Raw genomic sequence first — 14595 nt, forward strand, 5'->3', positions numbered from 1 at the left:
TCCGATCCGGACAGCCGCCCCTGGTGTCACCAGTGGCCGCCGCCCGGTGCCTCGATGTGCACCGCCTTGGTCGCGGTGAACTCGTCCAGCAGTTCCGGGCCGTACCCGAAGCCGTGGCCGCTGCCGCGGCGCGGATGCGCGGCACCGCCCGGCGCGCCGCCGAAGACCGCGTTGACCTTCACGGTGCCCACCGGCAGCTCGCGCCAGGCCCGCTGGGCGTGGCTCATCGACCCGGTCAGCACCGTCGCGGCCAGTCCGTACGGCGAGTCCGCGGCGCAGCGCAGCGCCTCGCTGAACGAGTCGACCACCACCACCGGGACGACCGGCCCGAACGTCTCCTCGCGCACCACCGCCATGTCGTGCCGGCAGTCGGCCAGCACGGTCGCCGGGTAGAACGCACCGGGCCCCTCCGGCAGGGTGCCGCCGGTGCGGATCCGGGCGCCCTCGGCCACCGCGGCGGTCACCTGGCCGTGCACGTGGTCGCGGTGCCGCCGGTCGACCAGCGGCCCCAGCTCGGTCGCCGGGTCGCGACCCGGGCCGGTACGCAGTGCCCGGGCGCGGTCCACCAGCGCCTCGACGAAGTCCTCGGCCACGTCCCGGTGCGCGTAGACCCGCTCCACCGCGACGCAGATCTGCCCGGCGTTGGCGAAGCCCCCGGTCGCCGCCTGCTCGGCCGCCCAGACCGGGTCGACGTCGGCGTCGACGACCAGCGGGTCGCTGCCGCCGTTCTCCAGCAGCACCTTGGCGCCGGTCCGGGCGGCGGCGGCCGCGATCGCCCGGCCGGTGGCGGTGGAGCCGACGTGGGCCACCACGTCCACCTCCTGGGCGGCCAGCGCCGCGCCGACCTCGGGCCCGCCGGTCAGCAGCGACAGCACCCCGGCGGGCAGCGCGGTGTCCAGCGCCCTCGCCAGTAGCCAGCCGGTGGCCGGGGTGCGCTCGCTCGGCTTGTAGAGCACCACGTTCCCGGTCACCAGGGCCGCGCCGAGCAGCCCGCAGGAGACCGCCACCGGGTCGTTCCACGGGGTGATCGCGGCGACCACGCCGCGCGGCTGCGGCACCATGAAGTCGAGCGCGTGGTGGCCGCCGTGCAGGGTGCGCCCGCCCCGCACCGGGGCGAGTTCGGCGTACTGTCGCAGCGTGCCGATCCCCGCCTCGACGCCGCCGCGGGCGTCCGCCAGCGGTTTGCCCATCTCGGCAGTGGTCGCCTCGGCCAGCTGGTCGGCGACCGCCGCCACCGCGTCCGCCGCCCGGTGCAGCGCCGCGGCGCGCTCGGCCGGGTCGCTCGTCGCCCAGTCCGTCGCGACGCCGCGCGCCGCCTCCACCGCCTTGCCGACCTCGTCCGCCGTCGCCAGCGGCACGGTGGTCACCGGGGTGCCGTCGGCCGGGTCGTGTACGACCAGCTCGCCCCCTTCGCCGCCCGCGCCCCACACGCCACCTATCAGCTGCGCAACCGTGTACATGCGGCAGTGGATGCCCCGGCCCCGGCGAGGCAAACCCGTTTCGCCCGGTTCCGCGTCGGGTAGGCGGATCGGATGAGTTCCACCGGTGCGGGGTGCGCGGACGCGGTCGTCGTCGGCGCCGGCCACAACGGCCTGGTGGCCGCCAACATGCTGGCCGACGCGGGTTGGGACGTCCTGGTGCTGGAGGCCACCGCCGCGCCCGGCGGCGCGGTCCGCTCCGCCGAGGTGACCGCCCCCGGCTACCTGAGCGACCTCTACAGCTCGTTCTACCCGCTCGGCTACGCCTCGCCGGTGCTGCGCCGGCTGGAGCTGCACCGGTACGGCCTGAGCTGGCGGCACGCCCCGGACGTGCTGGCCCACCTCTTCCCCGACGATCGGGCGGCGGTGCTCAACCGGGACCCGCAGGTCACCGCGGCCTCACTGGAGGCGTTCGCGCCCGGCGACGGCCACCGCTGGCTGAACGCGTACACCGACTGGCTCGAGGTCGCCGAGCCGATGATGGACACCGTCACCACGCCAATCCCGCCGGTGCGCGGCGGCCTCACGCTGCTGCGCCGGCTGCGGGTCTCCGGCGCGCTCCGGCTGGCCCGGCGGCTGGTGGTGCCGGTGCGCAAGCTCGGTGACGAACTCTTCGACGGTGCCGGCGGTCCGGCGTTGCTGGCCGGCTGCGCCCTGCACACCGACCTGTCCCCCGAGGAGGCCGGCTCCGGCGTGTACGGCTGGCTGCTGGCGATGCTCGGCCAGCAGGTCGGCTGGCCGGTGCCGGCCGGCGGCGCGCAGCGGATCACCGACGCGCTGGTGGACCGGCTGACCGAGCGGGGTGGGCGGATCCTCTACGGCGCCCGGGTCGACCGGGTGCTGACCGCCCGCGGCCGGGCGATGGGGGTGCGTACGACCGGTGGGACGCTGTGGCGGGCCCGCCGCGCGGTGCTCGCCGACGTGCCGGCCCCGGCGCTCTACCTCGACCTGGTCGGCGCGGCGGCGCTGCCGCCCCGGCTGGTGGAGGACCTGGCGCACTTCCGCTGGGACGGCTCGACGCTCAAGGTGGACTGGGCGCTGTCGGCCCCGGTGCCGTGGCGCAATCCGGCGGTGGCCACCGCCGGCACCGTCCATCTCCGCGCCGACCTGGACGGGCTGACCGGCTACGCCGCCGCGCTGGCCCGCTCCGAGCTGCCGCGCGACCCGTTCCTGCTGGTCGGGCAGATGTCGGTGGCCGAACCGAGCCACTCGCCGCCGGGCACCGAGTCGCTCTGGGCGTACACCCACCTGCCGTTCCGGCGGCACTGGCGGGCGGAGGAGATCGCGGCGCAGGTGGAGCGGATGGAGGACGTGCTGGAAGCGGCCGCCCCCGGTTTCCGCGGCCTGGTCGTCGGCCGGCACGTGGCCGGCCCGGCCGACCTGGAGGCGGGCGATGCGAACCTGGTCGGCGGCGCGCTGGGCGGCGGCACGTCGGCCGCGTACCAGCAACTGTTCCTGCGCCCGATCCCCGGCCTGGGGCGCGCGGACACGCCGGTGGACCGGTTGTTCCTGGCCAGCGCGTCGGCGCACCCGGGTGGCGGGGTGCACGGCGCGCCGGGCGCGAACGCCGCGCGCGCCGCGCTGGCCCGCGACCGGGCCGGCACCGGCCGGCTGTACGCGGCCGTCGTCGACGCCGCCCACCGTGCCGTCTACCGCTGACCCGGCGGCCGCCCCGGCTGGGCCACCACCAGGCCCGCCACCGGGTCAGCGCTCGATGTGGCGGTGCTTGCTGCGCAGCTTGAACGGCATCAGCGCGCTTTCGATCTTGGTTGCGGTGGTCATCTTGGACGCGCCGTCGCGCCGCTCCTCGAAGCGGATCGGCACCTCCAGGATGGTGTGCCCCAGCTTGGTGGCGAGGTAGTGCATCTCCACCTGGAAGCTGTAGCCGTTGGACTGCACCCGCTCCAGCCCGATGTCCCGCAGCGCGTCCGCCCGCCAGATCTTGAAGCCGGCGGTGAGGTCGCGGATCCGCACCCGCAGCAGGGTGTGCACGTAGAGGTTCGCCCAGCCGCTGAGCGCCCGCCGGTACAGCGGCCAGTTCTCGTCCAGCTCGCCGCCCGGCACGTACCGGGAGCCGATCACCACGCCGGCCTGGGTGGAGAGCAGCGCGCCGAGCATGCCGGGCAGCGCCTCCGGCGGGTGCGACAGGTCGGCGTCCATCTGCGCCACGTACTCGGCCCCGCCGTCGAGCGCGCGCCCGATGCCGTCCACGTACGCCCGGCCCAGGCCCTCCTTGCCGGCCCGGTGCACGACCTCGATCCGCTCCGGGTGCTCGATCGCCAGCTTGTCGGCCACCTCGCCGGTGCCGTCGGGCGAGTTGTCGTCCGCCACCAGGATCTTCAGACCCGGCAGCGGCAGGGCGAGGAGCCGCTCGACCAGCACCGGAAGGTTGCCCGCCTCGTTGTAGGTGGGGACCACGACGGTCAGGCGTGCGTCCCGCCAGGGCGAGGGCAACTGCACGGGTTCGATCATGTCGGACATCCTCGGTTTGCGGACAGGGCTCCCTGAGAGGGTAGCCACTTGCCACATCCGGGTGGAAAAGGCTCCCCGTCCGGGCGGTCGGGACCGGGCCGAACGACGGCCGGCGAGCGTGCCGACGGCCGGTCAGCGACGGCGGCGAGCCAGCCCGGTGAGAGCGAGCCCGACACCGGCGAGGACCAGGCCGGAGACGGTGGGTTTGTGCGTACTGGCCCAGAGCGCGGCGGACCTGCCGCGCGCCCGGTCGGCGAAGACGCCGGCCGCGCCCCGGTCCCGGTCGTCGTCGCCGGGGTGGTCGAGGTTGTCCCGCCAGGTGGCCGGGTCGACCAGGGCGCCGGTCTGCTGGCTGTCGTAGCCGTCGCGGGCCAGCTTGCGGTCGAGCAGGCCGGGCACCAGGGCGTCCCCGAGCCGCGCCCGCCAGGTCGGGCCGCCCACGTTCAGCTCGCGCGGGCGGTGGTCGGCCGCCCACAGGATGGCCCGGGCGGCCACCTCCGGGGCGAAGATCGGTGGCACCGGCTGCGGGTGGCGGGGGAGCCGGGTGCGTACCCAGGAGAACTGCGGAGTGTTGATCGCCGGCAACTGCACCATCGACAGCGTGACCCCGGGGCAGTCGTGCAGCAACTCGGCCCGGAGCGAGTCGTTGAAGCCCTGCACGGCGTGCTTCGCCGCGCAGTACGCCGACTGCAGCGGGATCCCCCGGTAGGCGAGCGCGGAGCCGACCTGCACGATCGTGCCCCGGCCGTGCGCGCGCATGTGCCGCAGCGCGGCCAGCGTGCCGTGCACCGTGCCGAGGTAGTTCACCTCGGTGACCCGCCGGAACTCGGCGGCGGTGATCTCCCACGCCGGCGCGAGGACCGAGACCATCGCGTTGTTGACCCACACGTCGATGCCGTCGTACCGGTGCACCACGTCGTCGGCGGCCCGCTGCACCGCGCCGGCGTCGGCCACGTCGACCCGGTAGGTGCGGACGTCGGCGGCCCCCAGCGCCCGGCAGTCCCGCTCCGCGGCCGCCAACCCGGCCGCGCCCCGGGCCAGCAGCGCCAACCGCGCGCCCCGCACGGCGTACGCCCGGGCCACCGCCCGGCCCACGCCCGCGCTCGCCCCGGTCACCACCACGGTCTGCGTCATTCGTCCGCCTTCTGCCGGGTGGCGATGTCGGCCAACCGGTTGAGCGTCTCCTTGTTGCGTTGGTGCAGCACCAGGTCGTTGAGCTTGTTGCGCACCCACCGCAGCGGCCCGGCAGCGAAGTCCTCACCGATGCGGACCCGGGTCGCGCCGTCGCCGACCGGTTCCAGGGTGAAGGACACGATCGCCTCACCGGCCGGCCACAGCCCCGCCCTGACGGTGAGCCGGTGTGGCGGATCGCAGCCCAGCGCCGTCGAGGAGTCCTCCAGCGAGAACGGCCAGGGCCCGGCCCGGTGGTGCAGTTCGCTGCCCACCCGCGGCCAGTCGTCGTCGACGTTGCGGACGTGCACCGTCCCGACCACCCAGTCGCTGTACGTCCAGCCGTCGGCCAGCACCGCCCACACCTGCTCCGGTGGTGCGTCGATCACTTTCTCCACAATCGCCACTGCGCTCCCATACCCGCGTCACCGGCTCCGCTAACGATCGGGCCGGGTTAGCTTCTCCGGGGCGACGGGTAAGGCCAGCGCGGGCGGATGTGCGGGCGCCCGGGGCGTACGCGGTGCGGCACCGCGTCGAAGATGATGTTTACTCCCCGGGGCGCAGGGAACCCGCCCGCCGTGCGACAGGACCAGGTGGAGGCGGATCAGCGCAGGTCAGCCGGGGTATACGCCGGTGCTGACCGGTCCGGACCCGTCCTGTTCGACGCGGTGTTGCTGGATCGGGACGGCACGTTGGTGGAAGACGTGCCGTTCAACGGTGATCCGGGGAAGGTGCGGCCGGTGGCGGGGGCGCGGGTGGCGTTGGACCGGTTGCGGGCGGCGGGGTTGCGGTTGGCGGTGGTGACGAATCAGTCGGGGTTGGCGCGGGGGTTGTTCTCCGAGGCTGAGTTGGGGGCGGTGCACGCGCGGGTTGAGCAGCTGTTGGGGTCGTTCGACGCGTGGTTGGTGTGTCCGCATGATGACGGTGACGGGTGTGGGTGTCGTAAGCCGTTGCCGGGTCTGGTGTGGGCGGCGGCGCGGGAGTTGGGGACGACGCCGGCGCGGTGTGTGATGGTCGGGGACATCGGGCGGGATGTGGCGGCGGCGTTGGCGGCGGGGGCGTCGGGGGTGTTGGTGCCGACGCCGGTGACCCGGCCGGAGGAGGTCGCGGCGGCGCCGCAGGTGGCGGTGGATCTGCCGGCGGCGGTGGAGTTGATCCTGTCCCGGCAGGCGGCGGTGGATCCGGCCAGCTACCGGGAGTCGTCGGCGCCTGCGGTCGATGTGGGTGGGGCGGGTCGGTCGGCGCGGTCGCGGACGGTGCTGGTGGTGCGGTCGGACTCCGCCGGGGATGTGCTGGTCACCGGGCCGGGGATCCGGGCGGTCGCGGCCGGCGCGGACCGGGTGGTGCTGTTGTGCGGGCCCCGCGGCCGGGGGGCGGCCCAGTTGCTGCCCGGGGTGGACGAGATCGTCGAGCATCCGCTGCCGTGGATCGAGGCCAATCCCGACCCGGTCGACCCCGCCGCCATGCACACCCTGATCGGCCGGCTGGCGGCGGTCGGCGCGGACGAGGCGGTGATCTTCACCAGTTTCCACCAGTCCCCCCTGCCGCTGGCGCTGCTGCTGCGCCTGGCCGGCGTGCCGCGTATCGCCGCGATCAGCGACGACTACCCGGGCAGCCTGCTCGACGTGCGGCACCGGGTCCCGGTCGGGGTACCGGAACCGGAACGCGCGCTGTCCCTCGCCGCCGCCGCCGGCTACGCCCTCGCCCCCGACGACGAACCCACCCTCCGCCTCCGCCCGGACGCGCTGCCACCACCCCCGCCGGGGCTCGGCGAGCCGGGCTACGTGCTGCTGCACCCCGGCTCGGCCGCGCAGGCCCGGGGCTGCCCGCCGGAACTGGCCGAGCGGATCGCCCGGACGCTGGTCGCCGCGGGTCACCGGGTGGTGGTCACCGGCGGCCCGGACGAGACCGACCTGACCGCCCGGGTCGCCGCCGCCGGCGCTGTCGACCTCGGCGGGCGGACGGAGCTGGCCGAACTCGCCGCCGTCGTGGCCCGTGCCGGGGCTCTGGTGGTGGGCAACACCGGGCCGGCACACCTGGCGGCCGCGTTCGGCACGCCGGTGGTCAGCCTCTTCGCGCCGACCGTCCCGTTCGGACAGTGGGGGCCCTGGCGGGTGCCCACGGTCCGGCTCGGCGACGCCACCGCCGCCTGCCGGGACACCCGCGCCGCCCGCTGCCCCGTCCCCGGGCACCCCTGCCTCAGCGGGGTCCGGCCGGAGCAGGTCCTCGACGCGCTGCGGCTGCTCGGCGTACGCCCGGCGTGGCGGCCGGACGCGCGGGCCGGAACGGACGGTCGGCCGCCACCCGCGCGGGCCGGCACGGCCCCGGTCGGCGCCGCCGGCGGGAGCGGCCGATGAACGTCCTGCTCTGGCACGTGCACGGCTCCTGGACCACCTCCTTCGTGCACGGCAAGCACCACTACCTGGTCCCGGTCACCCCCGACCGCGGCCCCTACGGCCTCGGCCGCGCCCGCACCTACCCCTGGCCCGACACCGCCGTCGAGGTAACCCCCGACCACCTCGCCACCACCGACGTCGATCTGGTCATCCTGCAACGCCCCGAGGAACTCGACCTGGCCACCGAATGGCTCGGCCGCCGACCCGGCCGCGACCTGCCCGCCATCTACGTCGAACACAACACCCCCAAGGACGGCCAGGTGCCCAACAGTCGGCACCCGATGGCCGACCGCGACGACCTGCTCATCGCCCACGTGACCGGGTTCAACGAGCTGTTCTGGGACACCGGCACGACCCGGACCACCGTGGTGGACCACGGCATCGTGCCCCCGACGGTGGAGTACACCGGCGAGTTGGACCGGCTCGCCGTGGTGATCAACGAACCGGTGCGCCGCTGGCGGGTCACCGGCACCGACCTGCTGCCCCGGTTCGCCGAGATCGCGCCGCTGGACGTCTTCGGCATGGGGGTCGCCGGGCTGCCCGAGAGGCTGGGCCTGCCGCCCGACCGGGTCACCGTCCACGACGACGTGCCGCAGGCCCGGATGCACACCGAGCTGGCCCGGCGGCGCGCGTACCTGCACCTGTGCCGGTGGACCTCGCTAGGGCTGAGCCTGATCGAGGCGATGGCGATCGGCATGCCGGTCGTCGCGCTGGCCACCACCGAGGCGGCGATGGCCGTGCCACCGGCCGCCGGTGCGCTGTCCACCCGGGTCGACGTCCTGCTGGACGCCGCCCGCCGGTTCATGGCGGAACCGGCGGAGGCGCGCCGGGCCGGCGCCGAGGCCCGGCTGGCCGCGCGGGACCGCTACGGCCTCGACCGTTTCCTCGCCGACTGGGACCGGCTGCTGGAGGAGGAAGTATGCGCATCGCGATGATCTCGGAGCACGCCAGCCCGCTCGCCATCCTCGGCGGCGAGGACGCCGGTGGCCAGAACACGCACGTCGCCGAACTCTCCGCGGCGCTCGCCGCCGCCGGGCACGACGTGCGGGTCTACACCCGCCGCGACGCGGTCGACCTGCCAGTGACGGTACGCAGCCCGGACGGCTACGACGTGGTGCACGTGCCGGCCGGGCCGGCCGAACCGGTGGCCAAGGACGCGCTGCTGCCGCACATGAAGGACTTCAGCCGCTGGCTGGTGCAGCGCTGGCGGGGGGACGACTGGGCGCCCGAGGTGGTCCACGCGCACTTCTGGATGAGCGGCCTCGCCGCGCTGGCCGCCAGCCACCAGACCGGCGTGCCGGTGGTGCAGACCTACCACGCGCTCGGCACGGTGAAGCGGCGCTACCAGGGCGTGCAGGACACCAGCCCGGCCCGGCGGGTGGCGTACGAGCGGGAGTTGGGCCGCTCCGTCGACCGGGTCGTCGCCCAGTGCCAGGACGAGGTCGGCGAACTGGTCCGGATGGGGGTGCCGCGGTCCCGGATGACGGTCATTCCGTCGGGGGTCAACCTGGGCACCTTCGCCCCGCTCGGCCCGGTCGCCGACCGTGAGCCGGGCCGGCCCCGGATCCTCACGGTCGGCCGGCTGGTGGAGCGCAAGGGCTTCCAGACCGTGATCCGGGCGATGGCGCTGGTGCCGGACGCCGAGTGCGTGGTGGTGGGCGGCCCGCCGGCCGGCCTGCTGGAGACCGACCCGTACGCCCGTCGGCTGCGGGCGCTCGCCGGCACCTGCGGGGTGGCCGACCGGGTCCGCCTGGTCGGCGCGGTGCCTCGGGAGGAGATGGGCCGCTGGTACCGGTCGGCCGACGTGCTGGTGGCCGCTCCCTGGTACGAGCCGTTCGGACTCACCCCGCTGGAGGCGATGGCCTGCGGGGTGCCGGTGGTGGGCACCGCCGTGGGCGGCATCAAGGACACCGTGGTCGACGGGGTCACCGGGGACCTGGTGCCGGCCCGGGACCCGCGGGCGCTCGGCACCGCGCTGCAACGCCTGCTCGACGACCGGATCCGCCGGTTCGCGTACGCCACCGCGGCGCTGGAACGGGCCCGGCGGCGCTACTCCTGGGCGGCGACCGCGGAACGGCTCGCCGAGGTCTACGCCGAGGTGGCCGCGGTGCGGCGGCCCACCGGGGTGGTGGCCTGATGACGGCGGGCACCCTGCTCGACGCCCACCTGGCGAACCTGGCCGCGGCGCTGCTGCCGTACCGGCAGTGCGAACAGTTGCTGGCCAGGTGGGGTGAGACGCTGGCCCGCCGGCTGGTGGAGGGTGGCCGGCTGCTGGTGGCCGGCAACGGCGGCAGCGCCGCCGAAGCCCAACACCTCACCGCCGAACTCGTCGGCAAACTCCACGACGACCGCCAACCCCTGTCCGCCATCGCCCTGCACGCCGAAACCAGCGCCCTCACCGCCATCGGCAACGACTACGGCTACGACGAAATCTTCGCCCGCCAGGTCCGCGCCCACGGCCGACCCGACGACATCCTCCTGCTCATGTCCACCAGCGGCACCAGCACCAACCTCCTCACCGCCGCCCACGCCGCCCACGACACCGGCCTCCGCTGCTGGGCCTTCACCGGCCCCACCCCCAACCCCCTCGCCGACACCTGCGACGACGTCCTCGCCATCCCCTCACCCGACAGCCAGGTCGTCCAGGAACTCCACCTCGTCTCCACCCATCTGCTCTGCGAATACGTCGAGCAGGCGCTGCCGGCGGTGCTCGCCGCGCCGGCGAGCCGGCGCCGGGCGCCCACCGGGCACACCCGCTCGGGGCGGCCGGTGAGGACCGGGGTCGAGGTGGTGCTCGACGGCGGACAGGTCGAGGCGTGAGGAGGGCAAGCGTGGCGGGACCCGTGGTGGTGGTCGGTGACACCCTGCTCGACCGGGACGTCGAGGGGGTGGTGAACCGGCTCTGTCCGGACTCTCCGGTGCCGGTGCTGGACGAGACCGGGTACGTCGACCGACCCGGTGGCGCCGGCCTGGCCGCGGTCTTCGCCGCCGCCCAGGGCGCGGAGGTGGTGCTGGTCACCGCGTTGGCCGACGACGCCGGTGGCGCCCGGTTGAGTTCGCTGCTCACCGCCGCCGGCGTGCAGGTGTACCCGCTGCGGCTGGCCGGCGCCACCCCCGAGAAGATCCGGCTGCGGGCCCGCGGCCGGGTGCTGCTGCGCCACGACCGGGGCGGCCAGCCCGGTGAGCCGGGCGAGCCGTCGGAGGAGGTGCTCCGGGTGCTCGCCACCGCCTCCGCCGTCCTGGTCAGCGACTACGGCCGGGGGGTGACCCGGCAGCCGGCACTGCGCGCGGCGCTGGCCGGCACCCGCGCGCCGGTGGTGTGGGACCCGCACCCGCGGGGCCCGGCCGCGGTGCCCGGGGTGCACCTGGCCACGCCGAACGAGGCGGAGGTGCGGGAATTGGTGCCGATTTCGCCGGGGGCGTCCCGGCTGGCCACCGCGTCCCGGGGCGCGCAGGGGCTGCGGCGGCGCTGGCGGGCCGGCGCGGTGGCGGTGACCCTGGGCGGGGACGGAGCGCTGCTCTGCCACGCCGGGTCGACGCCGCTGGTGGTGCCGTCGCCGGCCGCCGCCGAGGGGGACACCTGTGGGGCCGGGGACCGGTTCGCGGCCACCGCGAGCCTGGCGCTGGCCCGGGGCGCGCTGGTCTCCGAGGCGGTGCAGGAGGCGGTCGGCGAGGCGTCGGCGTACGTGGCGAACGGGGGAGTGGCGACCGCCCTGCCGCCGCCGGCCGGCCCGGCGCCGGTGTCGGTGATCAGCGCGGGGGACGGGGTCGGGGTGGCCTCGGCAGCGACCGTGGTGGCCCGGGTCCGCGCGGCGGGCGGCACCGTGGTGGCCACCGGCGGCTGTTTCGACCTGCTGCACGCCGGTCACGTGGCCACGTTGCAGGCCGCCCGCCAGCTCGGCGACTGCCTGGTGGTCTGCCTCAACTCCGACGCCAGCGTGCGCGGCCTGAAGGGGCCGGACCGACCGGTCATCCCGCAGGGCGACCGCGCCCGGCTGCTGGCGGCACTGAGCTGCGTCGACGCGGTGATGATCTTCGACGAGGCGACCCCGCACGCGGCGCTGTCCTGGCTGCGCCCGGACATCTGGGTCAAGGGCGGGGACTACGCCACCGGAGCCGGGGACACCTCCGCGCTGCCGGAGGCGGAGATCCTGCGCCGTTGGGGCGGGCACACCGTCGTGGTCCCGTACCTGGACGGCCGCTCCACCACGGCGATGATCGCCGCCGCCCGGTCCACCGGCGGCCGGTCCGGCGACGCCTGCTGCGCCGCCTCGGCCGGGCATCCGGCCGCCGAGCACGGGCCGGAGGCCGTTCCGCCGCCGGGAGCGGCCGGTACGCCACCGGGCGACCCGGACCGGCGGCTCGCCGACACCGTGCCGCCGGCCGGGGTGTCCACCCGCCGGCCGACCCCGTCGGACGGGATCCGGTGAGCGGCGGGCCGCCCGGTGCCGGGTCGACCGTCCTGATCACGGGCGGGTCGAGCGGGCTGGGCGCGGCGGTGGTCACCGCGGTGGCGCGGGCCGGTGGCCGGCCGCTGGTGCTGGACCGGCGGGCGCCGGCGGACGGGGTGCCGTGGGTGGAGTGCGACCTGGCCGACACCCGGGCCGCCGAGGCCGCCACCCGGCAGTTGGCCGAACGCTCCGGTGGCCTGGACGCGGTGGTCACCGCCGCCGGCGTGGACGTGCCCGGCAAACTCGCCGACCTGCCCGGCGAGACCTGGGAGCGGATCGTCACCGTCGACCTGCTCGCCACCGCCGCGGTGATCCGCGCCGCGCTGCCCTTCCTGGAGGCCTCCCGCGGCACCATCGTCACCGTCGCCTCCACCCTCGGCGTCAAGGCCGTCAGCGACGCCACCGCCTACTGCGCCGCCAAATTCGGCGTCGTCGGCTTCACCCGCGCCCTCGCCGCCGAACTCGCCGGCACCATCGGCGTCACCCTGCTCATCCCCGGCGGCATGCGCACCGCCTTCTTCGACGACCGCGACCCCACTTACCAACCCGGCCCCGACGCCCACCTCAACGACCCCGCCGACACCGCCAACGCCATCATGTTCGCCCTCTCCCAACCCGCCGGCTGCGCCATCCGCGAAATGACCGTCTGCGCCGACCAGGAAACCAGCTACCCGTGATCCTCATCCTCCGTGCCCTCGGCGTCGGCGACCTCGCCACCGCCGTACCCGCCCTCCGCGCCCTCCGTACTCACCACCCCGACCAGGAACTGACCCTCATCGCCCCCCGCTGGCTCACGCCGCTGGTCGACCTCATCGGCGGCGTCGACCACCTCGTCCACGCCCCCGACCTCGGCCCCCTCACCTGGACCGGCCCACCCCCCGACCTCGCCGTCAACCTGCACGGCCGCGGACCCCAGTCGCACCGACTCCTGCTCGCCACCCGACCGCGCCGGCTGCTCGCCCACGCCAACCCCCACGCCGGACACCACGACGGCCCGCTGTGGCACGAGCACGACCACGAAATCGACCGCTGGTGCCGCCTGCTGACCTGGTACGACATCCCCACCGACCGCACCGACCTGCAACTGCGCCACCCCACCCCGGACGGGATCCCGACCGGGGCCACCGTCCTGCACCCGGGCTCCAAGATCGTGGCGAAGCGGTGGCCACCCGAGCGATTCGCCGCGCTGGGCCGCGAGCTGACCCAGCGCGGGCACCGGGTGGTGGTGACCGGCAGCGCCGACGAGCGGCGCGTCGCCGAGCGGGTCGCGCGGCTCGCCGGGCTGCCCGACGACGCGGTGCTCGCCGGCGCGACCGACCTCGGCGACCTGGCCGCCCTGGTCGCGTACGCCCGGCTGGTGGTCAGCGGCGACACCGGCGTGGCGCACCTCGCCACCGGCTACCGCACCGCGTCGGTGGTGCTCTTCGGTCCGGTGCCCCCGGCCCGGTGGGGGCCACCGCCGGACCGGCCCTGGCACCGGGTGATCTGGGCCGCGAGCAGGGATGACCCGGCGTGGGACGGGGTAGGAAGCCACCCGAGGTTGGCGGCCGTCGGCGTCGATGAGGTGCTGGCCGCCGTGGACGAGGCGGAACGGGCGGTGCGGGTCTCCGGTGCGCTTGCGGCGTAGTGATCCGGGCAGGCCGGGGTACGGGCGTCGCCGGCGCGGCCAGGGCTGGCTCTTCGTCGACCCGGCCGGTGAGCCGGTCCGTGACCCCGACGAGCTGGCTCGGCTGGGTGAGCTGGTCATCCCGCCGGCCTGGCAGGACGTCTGGATCTCGCCGTACCCCAACGGGCACATCCAGGCGACCGGCATCGACGCGGCCGGGCGCAAGCAGTACCTCTACCACCCGTTCTGGCGGCGGAAGCGGGACGAGGCGAAGTTCGACCACGTGCTGGAGGTGGCCCGCCGGCTGCCGGTGCTGCGCAAGCGGGTGACGGCGGACCTGAGCTGCCGGGGCCTGTGCCGGGACCGGGTGCTGGCCACGGTCACCCGGCTGCTGGACATGGGCATGTTCCGGGTCGGCAGCGACCAGTACGCGGCCGGCGACGACCCCACCTTCGGGGTGGCCACCCTACGCCCGGAGCACGCCCGGTCCCGGGGCGGCTGCGTGGTCTTCGAGTTCCCGGCCAAGGGTGGCATCGAGCAGGTCCGCCGGATCGAGGACCCGGAGCTGTGCCGGGTGCTGACCAACCTGCGTCGCCGGCGGCGCCGGGCGGACCGGCTCTTCGGCTACTGGGACGGCCGGGACTGGCGGGACGTGCGCAGCGACGAGGTGAACGACTACCTGCGCGACGCCAGCGGCGGGGAGATGACCGCGAAGGACTTCCGTACCTGGCACGCCACCGTGCTGGCGGCGACCCAGCTCGGCACGGCCGGGGCGCAGCGTTCCGCCACCGCCCGCAAGCGGGCGGTCGCCGCGGTGATGCGGGAGGTCGCCGAGTTGCTCGGCAACACCCCGACGGTGGCCCGCACCTCGTACGTCGACCCGCGGGTGGTCGACCTCTACCACGACGGCGTCCTGGTTCGGGTGGAGCGCGACGCGCCGCGCGAGGAGGCCGAGCGGGTGGTGCTGGAGCTGTTGGAGGAGGCCTGACCGGCTCCGCCGACGGCCCTGGGGAGGCGTGGCG

Annotated in this window: 13 protein-coding genes; 9 read left to right on the top strand and 4 right to left on the bottom strand. The window is 75.6% G+C overall.

All coding sequences use genetic code 11. The features are described 5' to 3' along the window. Positions 1–26: 26 nt before the first annotated feature. A complete protein-coding gene (locus FHX32_RS31280) occupies positions 27–1460 on the bottom strand; it encodes an aldehyde dehydrogenase family protein (RefSeq protein ID WP_167191345.1) in 1434 nt (477 codons plus the stop codon). Positions 1461–1532: 72 nt separating this feature from the next. On the opposite strand from FHX32_RS31280, the gene FHX32_RS31285 reads away from it, so the two are divergent. Further along, positions 1533–3137, top strand: coding sequence for a phytoene desaturase family protein (locus FHX32_RS31285; protein ID WP_109905603.1), 1605 nt, complete (start codon positions 1533–1535; stop codon positions 3135–3137). Between the two features lie 45 nt (positions 3138–3182). Here FHX32_RS31285 and FHX32_RS31290 read toward each other — a convergent pair whose 3' ends face one another. The 3 genes from FHX32_RS31290 to FHX32_RS31300 form a co-directional block, all read right to left on the bottom strand. Beyond that, the gene (locus FHX32_RS31290; RefSeq protein ID WP_109905601.1) at positions 3183–3950 is read right to left on the bottom strand and encodes a polyprenol monophosphomannose synthase; all 768 of its coding nucleotides are present in this window, start codon (positions 3948–3950) and stop codon (positions 3183–3185) included. Positions 3951–4082: 132 nt separating this feature from the next. Continuing rightward, positions 4083–5084 (bottom strand): SDR family oxidoreductase, encoded by a 1002-nt coding sequence (locus tag FHX32_RS31295; protein WP_167191347.1) that lies wholly within the window; start codon positions 5082–5084, stop codon positions 4083–4085. Continuing rightward, on the bottom strand, positions 5081–5509 hold the full coding sequence (locus tag FHX32_RS31300; protein ID WP_342447661.1) for an SRPBCC family protein: 429 nt from the start codon (positions 5507–5509) through the stop codon (positions 5081–5083). Before FHX32_RS31300 ends, FHX32_RS31295 begins: the two co-directional genes overlap by 4 nt. 153 nt (positions 5510–5662) lie before the next feature. On the opposite strand from FHX32_RS31300, the gene FHX32_RS31305 reads away from it, so the two are divergent. From FHX32_RS31305 to FHX32_RS31340, 8 genes are read left to right on the top strand one after another with little or no spacing between them, the layout of a single operon-like run. Then, on the top strand, positions 5663–7477 hold the full coding sequence (locus FHX32_RS31305; protein WP_167192178.1) for an HAD-IIIA family hydrolase: 1815 nt from the start codon (positions 5663–5665) through the stop codon (positions 7475–7477). Beyond that, the gene (locus tag FHX32_RS31310) at positions 7474–8451 is read left to right on the top strand and encodes a glycosyltransferase (protein ID WP_167191349.1); all 978 of its coding nucleotides are present in this window, start codon (positions 7474–7476) and stop codon (positions 8449–8451) included. Before FHX32_RS31305 ends, FHX32_RS31310 begins: the two co-directional genes overlap by 4 nt. Further along, positions 8436–9653 carry a glycosyltransferase gene (locus FHX32_RS31315; protein ID WP_167191351.1) on the top strand — a complete coding sequence of 406 codons (1218 nt, stop codon included), beginning with the start codon at positions 8436–8438 and terminating at the stop codon, positions 9651–9653. Before FHX32_RS31310 ends, FHX32_RS31315 begins: the two co-directional genes overlap by 16 nt. Next, on the top strand, positions 9653–10336 hold the full coding sequence (locus FHX32_RS31320) for a D-sedoheptulose-7-phosphate isomerase (protein ID WP_486481435.1): 684 nt from the start codon (positions 9653–9655) through the stop codon (positions 10334–10336). The genes FHX32_RS31315 and FHX32_RS31320 overlap by 1 nt, the downstream gene beginning before the upstream one ends. 11 nt (positions 10337–10347) lie before the next feature. Continuing rightward, positions 10348–11946: a PfkB family carbohydrate kinase gene (locus FHX32_RS31325; protein WP_486481436.1), complete on the top strand. Its 1599-nt coding sequence runs from the start codon at positions 10348–10350 to the stop codon at positions 11944–11946. Beyond that, positions 11943–12644 carry an SDR family oxidoreductase gene (locus FHX32_RS31330; RefSeq protein WP_167191353.1) on the top strand — a complete coding sequence of 234 codons (702 nt, stop codon included), beginning with the start codon at positions 11943–11945 and terminating at the stop codon, positions 12642–12644. Before FHX32_RS31325 ends, FHX32_RS31330 begins: the two co-directional genes overlap by 4 nt. After that, positions 12641–13594: a glycosyltransferase family 9 protein gene (locus FHX32_RS31335; RefSeq protein WP_167191355.1), complete on the top strand. Its 954-nt coding sequence runs from the start codon at positions 12641–12643 to the stop codon at positions 13592–13594. Before FHX32_RS31330 ends, FHX32_RS31335 begins: the two co-directional genes overlap by 4 nt. Next, complete coding sequence (locus FHX32_RS31340) at positions 13578–14561, top strand: DNA topoisomerase IB (RefSeq protein WP_167191357.1); 984 nt, start codon at positions 13578–13580, stop codon at positions 14559–14561. The genes FHX32_RS31335 and FHX32_RS31340 overlap by 17 nt, the downstream gene beginning before the upstream one ends. Positions 14562–14595 lie beyond the last annotated feature (34 nt).

The organism is Micromonospora sp. CNZ280 (genome assembly GCF_011759515.1).

Bases quoted from the DNA above. Each gene is read 5' to 3' on its own strand.
- FHX32_RS31315 (WP_167191351.1), top strand. From the start codon at position 8,436: ATGCGCATCGCGATGATCTCGGAGCACGCCAGCCCGCTCGCCATCCTC.
- FHX32_RS31320 (WP_486481435.1), top strand. From the start codon at position 9,653: ATGACGGCGGGCACCCTGCTCGACGCCCACCTGGCGAACCTGGCCGCG.
- FHX32_RS31280 (WP_167191345.1), bottom strand. From the start codon at position 1,460: ATGTACACGGTTGCGCAGCTGATAGGTGGCGTGTGGGGCGCGGGCGGC.
- FHX32_RS31285 (WP_109905603.1), top strand. From the start codon at position 1,533: ATGAGTTCCACCGGTGCGGGGTGCGCGGACGCGGTCGTCGTCGGCGCC.
- FHX32_RS31295 (WP_167191347.1), bottom strand. From the start codon at position 5,084: ATGACGCAGACCGTGGTGGTGACCGGGGCGAGCGCGGGCGTGGGCCGG.
- FHX32_RS31305 (WP_167192178.1), top strand. From the start codon at position 5,663: ATGTTTACTCCCCGGGGCGCAGGGAACCCGCCCGCCGTGCGACAGGAC.
- FHX32_RS31290 (WP_109905601.1), bottom strand. From the start codon at position 3,950: ATGATCGAACCCGTGCAGTTGCCCTCGCCCTGGCGGGACGCACGCCTG.
- FHX32_RS31310 (WP_167191349.1), top strand. From the start codon at position 7,474: ATGAACGTCCTGCTCTGGCACGTGCACGGCTCCTGGACCACCTCCTTC.